The sequence below is a fragment of the Burkholderia sp. AU32262 genome (assembly GCF_020419985.1).
GTDB classification, from domain to species: domain Bacteria; phylum Pseudomonadota; class Gammaproteobacteria; order Burkholderiales; family Burkholderiaceae; genus Burkholderia; species Burkholderia semiarida.
Map to the genome: position 1 here is coordinate 374,797 of NZ_JAIZRS010000001.1, position 14,978 is coordinate 389,774.

11 protein-coding genes are annotated in these 14,978 nt (G+C 68.5%); 6 read left to right on the forward strand and 5 right to left on the reverse strand.

The annotated features are described in order from the left end of the window. Positions 1-186: 186 nt before the first annotated feature. Entirely contained in the window at positions 187-1,698 is a 1,512-nt protein-coding gene (locus tag LGN10_RS01540; protein ID WP_226221374.1) for an aldehyde dehydrogenase family protein, read from the reverse strand. 633 nt (positions 1,699-2,331) lie between these two features. On the opposite strand from LGN10_RS01540, the gene LGN10_RS01545 reads away from it, so the two are divergent. The 3 genes from LGN10_RS01545 (at position 2,332) to LGN10_RS01555 (ending at position 6,099) form a co-directional block, all read left to right on the forward strand. Then, positions 2,332-3,912: an amino acid permease gene (locus LGN10_RS01545; RefSeq protein WP_226221376.1), complete on the forward strand. Its 1,581-nt coding sequence runs from the start codon at positions 2,332-2,334 to the stop codon at positions 3,910-3,912. A 138-nt stretch (positions 3,913-4,050) separates the two neighbouring features. Further along, positions 4,051-5,319, forward strand: coding sequence for an NAD(P)/FAD-dependent oxidoreductase (locus LGN10_RS01550; protein ID WP_226221378.1), 1,269 nt, complete (start codon positions 4,051-4,053; stop codon positions 5,317-5,319). 105 nt (positions 5,320-5,424) lie between these two features. Further along, the gene (locus tag LGN10_RS01555) at positions 5,425-6,099 is read left to right on the forward strand and encodes a TetR family transcriptional regulator (protein ID WP_059575553.1); all 675 of its coding nucleotides are present in this window, start codon (positions 5,425-5,427) and stop codon (positions 6,097-6,099) included. A gap of 54 nt (positions 6,100-6,153) precedes the next feature. Here the strand turns inward: LGN10_RS01555 and LGN10_RS01560 are convergent, their stop codons facing one another. Beyond that, positions 6,154-7,935 carry a phospholipase D-like domain-containing protein gene (locus LGN10_RS01560; protein ID WP_226221380.1) on the reverse strand — a complete coding sequence of 594 codons (1,782 nt, stop codon included), beginning with the start codon at positions 7,933-7,935 and terminating at the stop codon, positions 6,154-6,156. 105 nt (positions 7,936-8,040) lie between these two features. Beyond that, positions 8,041-8,799, reverse strand: coding sequence for a DeoR/GlpR family DNA-binding transcription regulator (locus tag LGN10_RS01565; RefSeq protein ID WP_059575557.1), 759 nt, complete (start codon positions 8,797-8,799; stop codon positions 8,041-8,043). A 228-nt stretch (positions 8,800-9,027) separates the two neighbouring features. Between LGN10_RS01565 and LGN10_RS01570 the strand changes: the two genes are divergently transcribed. The 3 genes from LGN10_RS01570 to nadE all read left to right on the forward strand — a co-directional run bounded on the left by LGN10_RS01570 (position 9,028) and on the right by nadE (position 11,318). Further along, complete coding sequence (locus tag LGN10_RS01570; RefSeq protein WP_006480515.1) at positions 9,028-9,213, forward strand: hypothetical protein; 186 nt, start codon at positions 9,028-9,030, stop codon at positions 9,211-9,213. A 193-nt stretch (positions 9,214-9,406) separates the two neighbouring features. Further along, complete coding sequence (locus LGN10_RS01575) at positions 9,407-10,276, forward strand: DMT family transporter (protein ID WP_059575559.1); 870 nt, start codon at positions 9,407-9,409, stop codon at positions 10,274-10,276. Between the two features lie 190 nt (positions 10,277-10,466). After that, positions 10,467-11,318, forward strand: a complete 852-nt coding sequence (gene nadE / locus LGN10_RS01580) for an ammonia-dependent NAD(+) synthetase (protein WP_059575561.1) — start codon at positions 10,467-10,469, stop codon at positions 11,316-11,318. A gap of 75 nt (positions 11,319-11,393) precedes the next feature. Here the strand turns inward: nadE and LGN10_RS01585 are convergent, their stop codons facing one another. Both LGN10_RS01585 and LGN10_RS01590 read right to left on the reverse strand, forming a co-directional pair. Next, positions 11,394-13,070, reverse strand: a complete 1,677-nt coding sequence (locus LGN10_RS01585) for a S10 family peptidase (protein ID WP_060315180.1) — start codon at positions 13,068-13,070, stop codon at positions 11,394-11,396. Positions 13,071-13,143: 73 nt separating this feature from the next. Beyond that, positions 13,144-14,733 carry a protease pro-enzyme activation domain-containing protein gene (locus tag LGN10_RS01590; RefSeq protein ID WP_059575564.1) on the reverse strand — a complete coding sequence of 530 codons (1,590 nt, stop codon included), beginning with the start codon at positions 14,731-14,733 and terminating at the stop codon, positions 13,144-13,146. Positions 14,734-14,978 lie beyond the last annotated feature (245 nt).

The window sequence follows — 14,978 nt, forward strand, 5'->3', positions numbered from 1 at the left end:
TCTGAATTAGCTGGTCTATATATACCCACCACCAGTCGATCTACTCTATAGCCCCACGAGCCAATCAATACCGCCAAAATAAAAAAAGCCGGCACTCTGGCCGGCTTTTCCGCTAAACCTCAGGACCGACGTATTGTCAGTCGCTATGTGGAGTCAGCACACGATACGTGTTCACGACACGGTGCATCAAACATCGAACTTCACCCCCTGCGCCAGCGGCAGTTGCCGGCTGTAGTTGATCGTATTCGTCGCGCGTCGCATATACGCCTTCCACGCATCCGAACCCGACTCGCGCCCACCGCCCGTTTCCTTCTCGCCACCGAACGCGCCGCCGATTTCCGCGCCGCTCGTGCCGATGTTCACGTTGACGATCCCGCAATCGCTGCCGGCCGCCGACATGAACTGCTCGGCCTCGCGCATGTCGTTCGTGAAGATCGCCGACGACAAGCCTTGCGGCACCGCGTTGTGCAGCTCGATCGCGTCGTCGAAGTTGTCGTAGACCATCACGTACAGAATCGGCGCGAACGTCTCGCGCTCGACCACCGCCGACTGCTGCGGCATCCGCACGATGGCCGGACGCACGTAGTACGCATCCGCATGACCGACGTCGACGCGCTCGCCGCCCTTCACTTCGCCGCCCTGCTCGCGCGCATCGGCCAGCGCCTTCTGCATCGCGTCGAACGACGCACGATCGACCAGCGGGCCGACCAGCGTGCCTTCCTCGAGCGGGTTGCCGACCTTCACCGACGCATAGGCCTTCTCGATGCGCGGCAGCAGTTGCTCGACGAGGCTGCGATGCACGATCAAACGGCGCAGCGTCGTGCAGCGCTGGCCGGCCGTGCCGACCGCCGCGAACGTGACCGCGCGCACGACGAGATCGAGGTCGGCGCTCGGCGCGACGATCATCCCGTTGTTGCCGCCGAGTTCGAGGATGCCGCGTGCCAGGCGCTGGCTCAGCACCTTCGCGACTTCCTGGCCCATCCGCACGCTGCCCGTCGCGCTGACGACCGGCACCTTCTTCGACGCCGCCAGCACCTCGCCGACATCGCGCATGCCGAGCACCAGTTGGCTCAGCTCCGTCGGCGCGACGCCCGGATGCGTCTTTTCGAACTCGCGAAGCGCCTTCTGGAGCAGCACGTGGCAAGCGATCGCGGTGAGCGGCGTCTTCTCGGACGGCTTCCACACGACCGAATCGCCGCACACGAACGCGAGCGCCGCATTCCACGCCCACACCGCGACCGGGAAGTTGAACGCCGAAATCACGCCGCACACGCCGATCGGGTGCCACGTTTCCATCATCCGGTGGCCCGGGCGCTCCGATGCGATCGTGAGGCCGTAAAGCTGGCGCGACAGGCCGACCGCGAAATCGCAGATGTCGATCATTTCCTGCACTTCGCCGAGCCCTTCCGACGTGATCTTGCCGGCCTCGAGCGTGACGAGGCGGCCCAGTTCGGCCTTGTGCTCGCGCAACACGTTGCCGAACACGCGCACGAGTTCGCCGCGCACCGGCGCCGGCACCGTGCGCCACTTGAGGAACGCGTCGTGCGCGGCGTCGATCTTGCGCTCGGCGTCGGCGGGCGTGTCGACGGCCAGCGTCGCGAGCGTCGCGCCGTCGAGCGGCGAACGCGCGGTCAGCGCATTGCCTTTCCACTGGGCGAGATCGATGTCGAGCGCGGCAAGAATGTCGTTGAATTGCATCACTTCCTCTTCAGGGACAGATTGATCGGTGCGGCGGCAGCGCCGCCCGCGTGATTCGATTGGAGCGCGTTCGAGCGCCTCGTGCAAGCGGATGCGCCGCGCGGCGGGCCCGATGCGCCATCCGGCGCATCGCGCTGCGCCGCCGCCGAAAGCCCGCCCGGACGGCGCGCCCCGGCCTCGCGAGGCACGATCCATGAAACACATTGTCGATGGCCACAAGTCGAGCCGCTATTGATATTAACTCACGACTTCATTCCCAAAACGCAAGAAGTCAGTCGGGCAGCCGCGTCCGTTCGTGCTCCGATATCGGACGTTTCCAAAGCTCGTGGACGGGTGCTCGGACGCGTCGCGCCGCGACAGTAGTTGATGATCATCCCGCATCACCCTGTTCGGAAATATCGTTTGCCCGCCCGCGCGCCCCGCACCCACAATCGGTGCGACGTCGAGGTGCAACGCACCCGGCGTGCCGCCGGCCGCCACTACGGCGCCCGGACGACCGACGAAGGCGCACGCATCAGGGCCCGGCTCAGCGGGCCGGCTTCGCCCCGCATCACCGCTGCCCGGCCCGCGGCCGGCAACGCGTGGCGCTTCGTCACCGAACAACAATCCCGGAGACAGCGCCCAGCGCCCGCCATGCATTCAGATGCCCGCCCCGATTCGTCCCGCCCGTCCGGCTCGCCGCCCGCGAAGCCGTCCCTCCACCGTGCGTTGCAGGCCCGCCATCTGCGGATGATCGCGATCGGCGGCTCGATCGGCACGGGCCTGTTCGTCGCGTCCGGCGCGTCGATCTCGCAGGCCGGGCCGGGCGGCGCGATGCTTGCGTACATGGTGATCGGCCTGATGGTCTATTTCCTGATGACGAGCCTCGGCGAGATGGCCGCGTTCATGCCGGTGTCGGGCTCGTTCGCGACCTACGGCGCGAAGTTCGTCGACGAAGGCTTCGGCTTCGCGCTCGGCTGGAACTACTGGTACAGCTGGGCCGTGACGCTGGCGGTGGAACTGGTCGCCGCGCAGCTCGTGATGAATTACTGGTTCCCGCACGTGCCGGGCGTCTGGTGGAGCGCGCTGTTTCTCACGCTGATCTTCGCGCTCAACGCGCTGTCGGTGCGCGGCTTCGGTGAAGCCGAATACTGGTTCGCGCTGGTCAAGGTGCTGACGGTGCTCGCGTTCGTCGGCGTCGGGCTGATGATGATCTTCGGGATCATGCAGGGCGGCCCGAGCGCCGGCTGGGGCAACTTCACGACCGGCGACGCGCCGTTCGTCGGCGGCTGGGCGACGATGCTCGGCGTCGCGATGATCGCGGGCTTCTCGTTCCAGGGCACCGAGATGATCGGCGTCGCGGCCGGCGAATCGGAAAACCCGCGCACGACGATTCCGCGCGCGGTGAGCCAGATCTTCTGGCGCATCCTGCTGTTCTACGTGTTCGCGATTTTCGTGATCGGCGTGCTGATTCCGTACACCGACCCGAGCCTGCTGAAGAGCGACGTGACCGATATCGGCGTGAGCCCCTTCACGCTCGTGTTCCGCCACGCGGGCCTCGCGTTCGCGGCCGGCGTGATGAACGCGGTGATCCTGACGGCCGTGCTGTCGGCCGGCAACTCGGGGATGTATGCGTCGACGCGGATGCTCTACAACCTCGCGGTCGAGGGTCGTGCGCCCAGACTCTTCGCGAAGCTGTCGCCGGGCGGCGTGCCGCGCAACGCGCTGTATGCGACCACCGCCGTCGGCGCACTGTGCTTCCTCACGTCGCTGTATGGCAACAAGACCGTGTACCTGTGGCTGCTCAACACGTCGGGCATGGCTGGCTTCATCACGTGGCTCGGCATCGCGGTCAGCCACTACCGGTTCCGCAAGGGCTTCCTTAAGCAGGGCTACCGGCTCGACCAGTTGCCGTACCGGTCGAAGTGGTTCCCGTTCGGCCCGCTGTTCGCGTTCGCGCTGTGCGCGGTCGTCGCGCTCGGCCAGGACTACCACGCGTTCCTCGCCGACAGGATCGACTGGACAGGCGTCGCCGCGACCTACATCGGCCTGCCGTTCTTCCTCGCGATCTGGCTCGGCTACGCACTCGTGCGCAAATGCCGCCTGGTGCGCTACGAGGACATGGAAATCGCGCCGTGGATCGAACGCAACGCGGCGCATGAAGCAGCCGAAAAGGCCGACGCCGGTTATCCGGCCTACGTTGCCCGCCCGGTCAACCCGACGCCGGGCGCCTGACGCCCGGTACCGCGCCAGCGGCCACCCCTTCGCGGTGCCCGGCCCGCTACGCTGAAAACCCCATTCGACGCGGCGCGCGCGTTCAGGCAAGATCGACGCGCCGCCCGTTTTTCCGCCGTCACGAGTCACCGAACACGCATGCAGAACTTCTACGAAGCCACCGTTTCCCGCCAGCCCTACCCGCAACTGACCGGCACGATCGATACGCAGGTCTGCATCGTCGGCGGCGGCCTCGCCGGCCTGTGCACGGCGCTCGGCCTCGTCGAACGCGGCGTGCACGATGTCGTGGTGCTGGACAGCGAGCGGGTCGGCTTCGGCGCGTCGGGCCGCAACGGCGGCTTCGTGTTCGGCGGCTACAGCCTCGACAACGCCGACCTGCTGCGCACGCTCGGCCGCGACGAAGGGCGCCGGCTGTACCGGCTCACCGTCGACGCGGTCGACCTGATCCGCGCGCGCATCGCCCGCTACGGGATCGACTGCGACATCGTCGACCGGGGCGTGATGCTCGCGAACTGGTTCGACGATCCGGCGCGGCTCGACAGCGTGCGCACGCTGATGAAAGACGAGCTCGGCGTCGACTGGGAACCCGTCCCGACCGACGCGCTGCGCGAGCGGCTGAAGACGCGGCGCTATTACGGCGGCCTGTTCGAGCCGAACGCATTCCATTTCCATCCGCTGAAGTACGCGCTCGGCGTCGCGGCGGCCGCGTCGCGCGGCGGCGCCCGCGTGTTCGAGCGCTCGGCCGCGCTCGGCATCGCGCGCGACGGCGCCGGTTACGTCGTGCGCACGGCGCAGGGCGCGGTGCGCGCGAAGGACGTCGTGTTCGCCGGCGGCGGCTACGCGCGCGGCGTGTCGCCGCGCATCGAGCGCGCGGTGCTGCCGATCGCGACCTACGTGATCGCGACCGAACCGCTCGGCACGCGCCTGCCCGACGCGATCGACGCGCCGTACGCGATCTACGACACGCGTTTCGCGTTCGACTACTACCGTCCGCTGAAGGACACGCGGATCCTGTGGGGCGGCCGGATCTCCGTGCTCGACCGCGGCCCCGACGCGATCGCGCGCCTGCTGCGGCGCGACCTGCTGCGCGTGTATCCGCAACTGGACGGCGTGAAGGTCGACTACGCGTGGGGCGGGCTGATGAGCTACGCTCGGCACAAGATGCCGCAGATCGGCCGCGACGCCGACGGCGTGTGGCACGCGATCGCTTTCGGCGGCCACGGGATGGCGCCGACCACGGTGGCCGGCGAGACGCTCGCCGCCGCGCTGGCCGAAGGCCGGCCGGTGCCGGACGGCTTCGCCGCGTTCGGGCTCACGCGCACGTTCGGGCTGGCCGGCCTCGCCGCCGCGCAGCTTGCGTATACGGCGTACCAGGCCCGCGACGCGCTCGCGTCGTGCCGCCGCTGAGCGCCCGCGACGGCCTTGCCGATTAGAGCGGAAGGTCGGCCGGGCGGGCATTTTCCGCATGCTAGAATGCCTTTTCCAAGCCGCCGCGAACCACAACAAAGTCACATGAAAGCAGGAAGCAAGGCCGCCACGTCCGACCCCCGCGCGCTTGCGTCCGATGCGCGGCGCAAATACGATCCCGAGCAAACCAAGCGCAACATCCTCGAGGTCGCCACGCAGGAATTTTCCGCGATGGGCCTCGCCGGTGCGCGCGTCGACGCGATCGCCGAGCGGACGAACACGACGAAGCGGATGCTCTACTACTACTTCGAAAGCAAGGAAGGCCTGTACGAGGCCGTGCTGGAGAAGGTGTACGGCGACATCCGCGCATTCGAGCAGGAACTGCACGTCGGCGACATGGAGCCGCGCGAAGGCATGCGCCGTCTCGTCGAATTCACGTTCGACTATCACGACAAGCATCGCGATTTCGTCCGCCTCGTGTCGATCGAGAACATCCACGGCGCGAAATATCTCGAACAGCTCAAGTCGTTCAAGAACCGCAACGTCAGCATCATCAAGACGCTCGAGGAACTGGTCGAGCGCGGCGCGGCCAGCGGCGCGTTCCGCAAGGACATCGACGCATACGACCTGCACCTGCTGATCAGCTCGTTCTGCTTCCATCGCGTGGCGAACCGCTACACGTTCGGCGCCGCATTCGGCCGCGATCCGTCGGCGCCGCGCCTGCGCGCGCGGCATCGCGACACGATCGCCGACGCGGTGCTCCGCTACGTCGCCGCGTAAGCGACGGCAGCCCGTCGGAGCGCGCGCCCGCCGCGCCCGTCGCACGTCGGCGCATCAGTCCGTCGGCGCGGTCGACGCGAGCGCGATCCGCGCCTTCTCTTCCGGGCTGCCCGCCACGTAATACTTCTTCGCCCAGCTCGAATCCGGCGCGAGCGCGAGCCGTGCACGCGCGCCCGTGCCGCGCTGCTTCGCACGAATCGCCAATGCGCGAGCGCGATAGTGCTCGTAAAGTCGCAGGAATTCCGCGAGATAGATCGCCGCGATCCGCTTGTCGCGGATCTCGAGCAGGTTCTCGTCGTTGTACTGCTCGGAATTGCGGCTCATGTTCGCCGAGCCCGTATAGACGACCGGATTCGCGCCTTCCGCATCGATCACGATGAACTTGTGGTGGATCACGACGGGCGGAAACGCCGGCGCCGGCTCGCCCGGGAAGAGCCGCAACTCCGGCTCGAAACCCTGCGGTACGGTGGCCGGCGAGAAATACGACGCGTCGATCACGTCGTGGTTGTCGCGGCTGCGGTGGTACAGCTCGAGGTTCGCGAGCGTCGCCGCATCGAGCGACTGGCCGGCCTGCCGCGCGGCATCGGCCTTCGTCGCGCCGCCAACGTTGATCCGGTTCACCAGGCCGAACATCATCAGCCCGCGGTCGCCGGCCGCGAAGCACGCATCGCGCAGCGCCGCGTCGGTCGGCATGAACAGACAGAACGACACCGAATGCTTCGCGGCCGCGATCGCGGCGACGATCGTATCGATCTCGGTACGCTGCCCCGCCGGCTCCGGCGCGTACGCGACGCGTACCTGCGCGCTGCCGATCGTCATCGGCGCCGACCAGCCGGGCGACAGCCGGGCGGTTTCCGCAATCGACGGATTCCCGGCCAGCGCGAGGGCGCGCTCGTTGTGCAGCGCGGCGAGCGCGGGCGAGTCGAACGCATGCAGTACGTTGGCCTGCTCGGTGAGCCCCTCGGTCGTGAAGTTCGCGGAACCCGTCAGCACGCGCGCGGGCGCCGGGTTCGACCGCGCATCGGTCACGATGAACTTGTCGTGCATGATGTGCGTCCGGTCGCGCGGCGCGAGCGTCGCGAGGCCCTGCAGCGCATCGACGGCCGGCTGGTTCGGCGACGGCAGCGGCGGCTTGCCCTTGCGCGCCGTCGTGTGCGCGTCATAGACGATCGCGAGCGACGCTTCGCCATGCCGGCGCCCGAACGCGGCGAATGCAGGCAGCGCCCACAGCGTGTCGGTCAGGTGATAGACGGCCGACACCGCGCGCGACGCGGGATCGAGCATCTGAGCGAACACCTGCTCCATGTCGTTCGCGAGCCACGTGCGCAGCTTCAGCGCCTGCGCGGCGCTCGGCGCCTCGTTCGGCGCGAGGCCGAGCGCCGCGACCTGCTTCGCGAACGCCTGCGAGCTGACCACCGCGCGGTTGAACCACGTGCCGATGCCGTCCTCGACGTGCGCGGGCAGCACGACGTCGCACGCGCCGGCTTGCGCGTCGAGCACCTGCAGGTTCGCCGGCGTGCCGACGACCGGATAGACGTCGTAGCGAAACGACGCACCGCGGTCCTGCGGATCGATGCGCGCGTCCCACCACATGAATTTCTGGATCGGCGCCTGATCGGTCGGCGCATCGCCCTGCGTGTCGGCGGCCGGGCCGTCGAACGTCAGGCGGTTGGGCAGCCAGCTGTCCGGCGCACGCGTCTTGCCGTCGGCCGACCAGAAGCCCGGCGTGCGCCGGATCGCGAAGCCGAGGAAATCGGCGCGCGACGCCGCATCGGGCCAGTCGAAAGCCAGCAGGACGAGGGTGGGGGAAAGATAGCTGCGCACGCTGACGGCCATTCGTTGCTCCCTGGCCTGACGGCCGGTCGAGGTGAATGGGTCAGTGTCGACGGCGGTTCTTCCGGCACGATGACCGTTCGATGAACCTTGTATGTCGGACGCGCGTCAGTCGCACACGAGCAGCTCGATGCCGCGAGCGGTCAGCGCGCGGCGCACCGCCTTGTCCGGCGCGCGTTCGGTGACGAGATAGCGGGCGGCCGACGCGCCGTTGATCCGCACCGGCGTCACGCGGCCGAACTTCGAATGGTCGGCGACGATGATCGCCGTGCCCGCCGCCGCGATCATCCGGCTGCGCACTTCTGCCGCGAGCCGCGAATAGTCGGTGCATTCGCCGTCGGGCGTGATGCCGCCGGCGCCGACGAACGCGAAATCGACGTGGTATTGCGCGAGCTGGTGGATCGTGTCGAGCCCGAACGTGGCGTCCTCGTCGTCGGACAGCTCGCCGCCGAGCAGCGTCACGCGGTTGCCGTTGCGCCGCGCGAGCACGAATGCGGTGCGCCAGTCGTTCGTGTAGATCGACAGCCGGTGCCGGTCGGCGAGCGCCAGCGCGACCGCATGCGGCGTGCTGCCCGAATCGATCAGCACCGATGCATCGTCGGGCACGAATTCGGCCGCGCGCCGCCCGATCGTGCGCTTCGCGTCGGCGTTCGCGGCTTCGCGCTCGGACAGGCTCGGCTCGCGGCGAGCCGCGGCCAGCGCGCCGCCGTGCGTCATCACGAGCAGGCCGCGCGCGGCCAGCGCGTTCAGGTCGCGCCGCACGGTTTCGCGCGACACGTCGAGCGAACGGACGAGTTCCGCGACCGACAGCGCGCCCGAGCGTCCAAGCTCCGACAGGATGTATTGATGACGTTGTTCCGCCAGCATCGCGTGTGCGCCCGAGGCGACTGGTAATGGGTAAGCCGGCCATTGTATTACGGTCGTTTGACGACCATTTGACCGCGCCGGGGAATGCGGCCGGGCGGCGGCCGCGCACGTCGCCCGAAAGCGAAATTCAGTATTGCCGGGCGCGCGCGAATCGGCGCGGCGCCGGTTGCTACACTTGGCCTTTCGCCGAACGACCGACCAAGACCGACCAACCAAGGGGCTCGCGCCATGTATCGCAAAGGCAGTGTGATCGAAATCCAGTTTCCGCCGGAACGCCTCAACGACGCGGCGGGCGACCCGTACTGGATCGACCTGACGCTCGACGAAGCGCGCCGACTCTACGAACAGCTCGCCGCGCGCTTCGCGACCGACGCGCGCGCCAACCAGCCGCTCGATACGTTCTCGATCGACTGATCGCCGCCGCGTCGTAGCCGCCCGCACGGGGCGGTACGCATCGCCTTCGCATCGCCCACCCGGCGCGCGATGATCGCCCGCACCGTCACGCACCGCCCGGCGTGAGTGCAGGATTCGACAAGACACCGGCACGGCTTCGCCCGATACTGGCCGACTTTCCGGTTCTGTCCGGCCGCGTCGCGGCCCGTCACGCATGCTCAACTCGATCGTCGCCGCCGTTTTCGTCGCGCTCTGGTCCACCGGCTTCATCGTTGCACGGGCGATCAAGCCCTACGCCGATCCGAACCTGTTCCTGCTGGCGCGCTTCGCGGGCACGGCCGCGCTGTTCGGCGTGGTGGCGCTCGTCGCACGCGCGCCGTGGCCGGCCCGCCGCGAATGGCCGCGCCACCTGATCGCCGGCGCGCTGCTGCAAGGCGTCTATCTCGGCGCGAGCTACTGGGCCGTCGCGCAAGGATTGAACGCGGGCGTGATGGCGCTGCTCGGCGCGCTGCAGCCGCTCGCCACCGCCGTGCTCGCGGTCCCGCTGTTCAACGAACGCCTGCCCGCGCGCGGCTGGCTCGGGATGGCGCTCGGGCTGGCCGGCGTCGCGCTCGTGCTCGCGCCGAAGGTCACGGGCGGCGTCGCGCCGCCGCCGGGCGCGGCGCCTGCGTGGCTCGTCGTCACCGTGTCGGTTCTCGCGGTCGGGGCGATCACCGCCGGCTCGCTGTACCAGAAAGGCAAGCTCGCGCAGAGCGACCTGCGCACGGCGGTCGCCGTGCAGAACTTCGGCGCGGCGGTCGTCGCGGCCGCCTTCGTCGTGCTGCTCCATGAAACCCGCTGGATCGGCGCGCCGGCGCTGTGGGTGTCGCTCGTATGGGGCGTCGTGTTCCTGTCCGGCGGCGCGGTCACGATGCTGATGTGGATGCTGCGGCGCGGCAACGCCGCTCGCGCGACGTCGCTGCTGTTTCTCGCGCCGCCGCTGGCCGCGCTGCAGGGTTACGGGCTGTTCGGCGAAACGCTCGCGACGATCCAGCTCGCCGGCTTCGCGCTCGCGCTGGTGGGCGTCGTGCTCGCGCGGCGCTGACGCCCGCCGTCGCCCCGCCCGGAGGCCGTTCGCGCCGCATCCCGCACCTGCCTGGCGCACCGCGCACCATGGCGACGCGCCGCGTCTCGCCGAAGCAACGCGAAACCGCCGGAAACGCAGGCCCGGCGCGGCGGCGCGCCGCGATTGCGCTTATGATGGGCGCCTTGCAATTCGTTCCGGAATTTCCCTCATGACCTCCGCCGATTACGCCAGCCGCCAACGCGCGATCATTGCCGAACTGAACGTCGCCCCGCACTTCGACGCCGAAGCCGAAATCGCCCGGCGCGTCGATTTCCTCGCGCAGTACCTGCGTTCGACCGGCCTGCGGACCTACGTGCTCGGCATCAGCGGCGGCGTCGATTCGTCGACGGCCGGACGTCTCGCGCAACTGGCGGTCGAGCGCCTGCGCGCCGACGGCTACGATGCACGCTTCATCGCGATGCGCCTGCCGAACGGCGTGCAGAACGACGAAGAGGATGCGCAGCGCGCGCTGGCGTTCGTGCGCGCGGACGAGGTGCTGACGGTCGACGTGAAGCCGGCCGCCGATGCGATGCTCCGTTCGCTGGTCGCATCCGGCCATGCGTTCGACACGCCCGCGCAGCAGGATTTCGTGCACGGCAACATCAAGGCGCGCGAGCGCATGATCGCGCAGTACGCGGTAGCCGGCGCGCGGCGCGGCATCGTGATCGGCACGGATCACGCGGCCGAATCGCTGATGGGTTTCTTCACGAAGTTCGGCGACGGCGGCGCGGACATCCTGCCGCTCGCGGGCCTGAGCAAGCGTCGCGTGCGCGCGGTCGCGCGCGCGCTCGGCGGCGACGAGCTGATCGTGATGAAGGTGCCGACGGCCGACCTCGAGGAGCTGCGCCCGCTGCGCCCCGACGAGCACGCGTATGGCGTGACCTACGACGAGATCGACGATTTCCTCGAAGGCAAGCCGGTTGCCGATCGCGTGTATGAAACGGTGCTGCGCTTCTACGACGGCTCGCGCCACAAGCGCGCACTGCCGTACACGATGTTCGACTGGCCGGCCACCGCATAAGCCGGCCGCCGCGCCACCGACATACCGCCGCGCGCACCGTCACGGCTGCGCGCGGCCGACCGGCGACGGGCCACGCTACGCGCGCCCGCCCGTCTTCTTCGCCTGCAGCGCACGAATGCGCATCCGCGCGCCCGTATCGCTGACCGTCGCGTCGTACATCGTCGCGAGATCGCGCTTGAGCGCGGTGCGCGACCCGGCGTCGAGGTACACCATGTGCCCCGACGGATAGAACCGCGCGGACAGGTTCTGCCGCACCTTCTGGTCCTCCAGCGGCATCTGCTGCAGATCGATCACGGTCTGGTAGAACGGCGTGACGAAATCGTAGAAGCCGTTCGCCGACAGCACCTTCAGGTCCACGTTCAGCGCCATCACCGCGGCGAGGTCGCCGGCCGTGTAGAGAATCACGTTGCCCTGTGCATCGATGCCCTGCTGCGCGCCGGTCGGGTCGATGTGGCTGAAATCCCAGTTCTTGAAAGCCTGGTCGTTCAGGTCCGTGAACGCCGAGTTCGACGTGAACTTCAACTGCTCGTTCAGGTAGCTGTTCCACATCGCCGTATAGACGCCCGTCACGGCTGTCATCGTCGGATCGTTGCCGCCCGAATTCGGGTCGATCTTGCCGGCGATGCCCGACGAGATCCCGGTCACGCGGCCGTCGTACGAACCGAGCGCGAGCCCCTGCGCATGCAGCAGCGTCGTCAGGAACAGCGAATTGCCGCGCGTGTCGTAGCCCGCGATGTCGAGCCCCCACGATTGCAGCGTCGCCGTGTCGATGCCCGTGTATTCCGACAGTTTCCGCACGGTGGCCGGGTCCGCATGCGGCGCCGCGCGCAACGCGCTCAGGTAGTCGGTGCGCGCGAACTGCGCGACTTCCTCGACGAACGCGCCGAGATCGCTCGGCGCCGGCTTGATGCCGAGCTTCTTGTGATACCACGCGTCGGCCGCGGCGGTCGGCAGCGTGCCGACCGGGTTGCCGGCCTGCCGGTAATCGAGGATCGACGATTGCAGCGTGACGCCGTTCAGGTCCACGCCGTCCTCGTGCAGCTTGTACGCGAGCACGCAGCTGCGCGCGGTGCCGTACGATTCGCCGAACAGGTATTTCGGCGAATTCCAGCGGTTGTTCTTCGTCAGGTAGCGCTTGATGAACTGCTTGAGCGAATCCGCATCCTGGTCGACGCCCCAGAAGTCGCGATTCTTGTTCGGCGCGACGGCCGCCGAATAGCCGGTGCCGACCGGATTGATGAACACCAGGTCGCTGTGGTCGATCATGCTGTCCGGGTTGTCTTCGATCTGGTACGGCGCGGGCGGCGTGAACCCCGGCATCGACGTCTTGATGCGCTTCGGCGCGAACGAGCCGAGCAGCACGAACACCGACGACGAGCCGGGCCCGCCGTTATAGAAGAACGTCACGGGCCGCGTTTCTTCCTTCGCGCCGTCCGCCGTGAACGCGACGTAGAAGATTTTCGCGGCCGGCTGCGAACTGCTGGGATCGACGGTCACGAGGTGGCCGACCGTCGCCGTGTACGCGATGCGCCTGCCGTCGATCAGGATCGTGTGGTGCGTGATCGCGGCCGCTTCGGTCGTGTCGGTCACCGAGTCGTCGGGGCCGTTGCCGTACGCGACCGGATCGAAGAACGGCTGGTCTCGGCCGCGGCTCAGCGCGACCGGGTTGATGGTCGGCGGCACGCCGTGCGAATTGTGGTCGCCGTGATGCAGCGGATACACGCCGCCGGAAGATGCGGAATCGATGCCCATCGTGCTGCTCCTGGAGGTGAAAAAAGACGCGGGAAGATCACCCGCGTCGAAAGTAAAGGCAGGTACCGGCGCGTCAGCTCGACGGCTTGCGCGCAAGGAGCGCCGCCAGTTTCGCACCGTCGGGGCTGCCGAGCCCCGTGCACGCGTCCCAGCCGGCCGCGGCCGCATAGGTGCCATTCGATCCTTTCGTGATGTCGCGCAACGCGTCCGGATGCTTGTACAGCACCGGATTGATCCAGCCGGCCGATGCGCCGGCCGCCGCATTGATCCGCGCGATCAGCGCGGCCCACAGCGGTGCGACCGCGCTCGTGCCGCCCATCACCGCGGGCGTGCCGGCGACCGACACTTCGTAGCCCGTCTGCGGCGACGCATCGCCGGCCACGTCCGGCACGCCGCGCTTGGCGAGCGGCGTGGCGGTGCCGTCGGCGCGTGCGACCTTCAGCCCCTGCTGCCACGCCGGCAGGTCGAACAGCGAACTGACGCCGCCGCCGCCCGCGCCGCCGCCCGACGCCTCGTCGTTCCACGTGACCTCGCTGCGGATGCCCTGCCCGGGCAGCGCATCGAGCTGCGTGCCGCCGCAGCCGAGCACGTACGGGCTCGACGCCGGGAAATCGACGTGATCGGCGCCATCCTGCAGCCCGTCGCCCGAGCCGCTGTCGCCCGACGCCGCGCATACGGTGATGCCCTGCGCGGCGGCCGCCTGCAGCACGCGGTTGAACGCGTGTGCCGACTGCGCCTGCCAGATCGCTTCCGGGCCGCCCCAGCTGATCGAGATCACGGAAGGCCGGTGGGTCTTGTCGGTGACGGCCGCGTTGACGGCCTGGATGAAGCCCGCGTCGCTGTTCGGCGCGAAGTAGACGGCGATCTTCGCGGCCGGTGCGATCGCGCCGGCGATCTCGATGTCGAGCGCGACTTCGCCGTCCGGCCCGTTCGGCTCGCCGGTCGGCGCATTGCGGCCGGTGCCGACGTTCACGTCGACGAGCGTCGGCGGCGTCGTGATCCCGAGCCCGCGGAAATACTGCTGGATGTCCGCCGCGCGATAGCCGCCGCCGAGTTCGATGATCGCGATGCATTGCCCGGCGCCGTCGCCGGCCGGAAAGTCGTACAGCGACGCAAGCTGGATCGGCGTGAACGTGACGGCCGCCGCGCCGCGCGCAGGCTTGAACGGCGGACGGAAGCGGAAGTGCGGCCGCGCCTGCGGGCGGCTGTCGAGGCCGAGCACGGCGGTTACCGCGTCGCCGAGCTCGTCGGGCAGCGCGATCGGGCCCGAGCGGCCGCGATACTGGCCGATCGACCGATGCTCGAAACGCTCGAGCTTCACGCTGAACGCGGCTTCGAACTGCGCGATCGTGCCGGACACCACGACGACGCTTTCGACCGGGTCGACGCGATCGACCGTCAGTTGATGACGATGCGCGAATTCCTCGGTCTTGCGGATGTCGTCGGGATTGGCGGAGAAACGCTGCGCGAATGCGTCGCGCGACACCGGTTTTGCACGGGCGTCGCCGGTGGCGAGCTGGTGGACCAATGCATCGAGTTGCCCTTCTTCCTGCCGCCGCAACATGATCGTGACGTGGATGCGTTCTGCCGGATCGCACTGGCCGAGACACTTGGACTCGGCGACGATGCGGGGTTCACGGTCGGCTTGAAGATGCCTTGCCATGTTCAGACTCTCCTTGGTACCGCGTTGCACGGAACAGCCAGGAAATCGGACATAGCCTGCGGACGACGGTTCCGTTCGGTCAGTCGATTCGCGACGGCGCGTTTGCGACGGCGCGTTCGCGACGGCGCGTTCGCGATCACGCGAAGTCAGAGGAAGTTTAGAACAGTCAGACGATTTGCGCGCACGCCCTTCTGCGGCAAGCGTTTGCGCGAAGGCCGGCATCGCGCGCGGCCTGAATCGATTCG

Excerpts from the sequence above, each read along its gene's own strand:
- LGN10_RS01540 (WP_226221374.1), bottom strand. The coding sequence starts at position 1,698 with ATGCAATTCAACGACATTCTTGCCGCGCTCGACATCGATCTCGCCCAG.
- LGN10_RS01545 (WP_226221376.1), top strand. The coding sequence starts at position 2,332 with ATGCATTCAGATGCCCGCCCCGATTCGTCCCGCCCGTCCGGCTCGCCG.
- LGN10_RS01550 (WP_226221378.1), top strand. The coding sequence starts at position 4,051 with ATGCAGAACTTCTACGAAGCCACCGTTTCCCGCCAGCCCTACCCGCAA.
- LGN10_RS01555 (WP_059575553.1), top strand. The coding sequence starts at position 5,425 with ATGAAAGCAGGAAGCAAGGCCGCCACGTCCGACCCCCGCGCGCTTGCG.
- LGN10_RS01560 (WP_226221380.1), bottom strand. The coding sequence starts at position 7,935 with ATGGCCGTCAGCGTGCGCAGCTATCTTTCCCCCACCCTCGTCCTGCTG.
- LGN10_RS01565 (WP_059575557.1), bottom strand. The coding sequence starts at position 8,799 with ATGCTGGCGGAACAACGTCATCAATACATCCTGTCGGAGCTTGGACGC.
- LGN10_RS01570 (WP_006480515.1), top strand. The coding sequence starts at position 9,028 with ATGTATCGCAAAGGCAGTGTGATCGAAATCCAGTTTCCGCCGGAACGC.
- LGN10_RS01575 (WP_059575559.1), top strand. The coding sequence starts at position 9,407 with ATGCTCAACTCGATCGTCGCCGCCGTTTTCGTCGCGCTCTGGTCCACC.
- nadE (WP_059575561.1), top strand. The coding sequence starts at position 10,467 with ATGACCTCCGCCGATTACGCCAGCCGCCAACGCGCGATCATTGCCGAA.
- LGN10_RS01585 (WP_060315180.1), bottom strand. The coding sequence starts at position 13,070 with ATGGGCATCGATTCCGCATCTTCCGGCGGCGTGTATCCGCTGCATCAC.
- LGN10_RS01590 (WP_059575564.1), bottom strand. The coding sequence starts at position 14,733 with ATGGCAAGGCATCTTCAAGCCGACCGTGAACCCCGCATCGTCGCCGAG.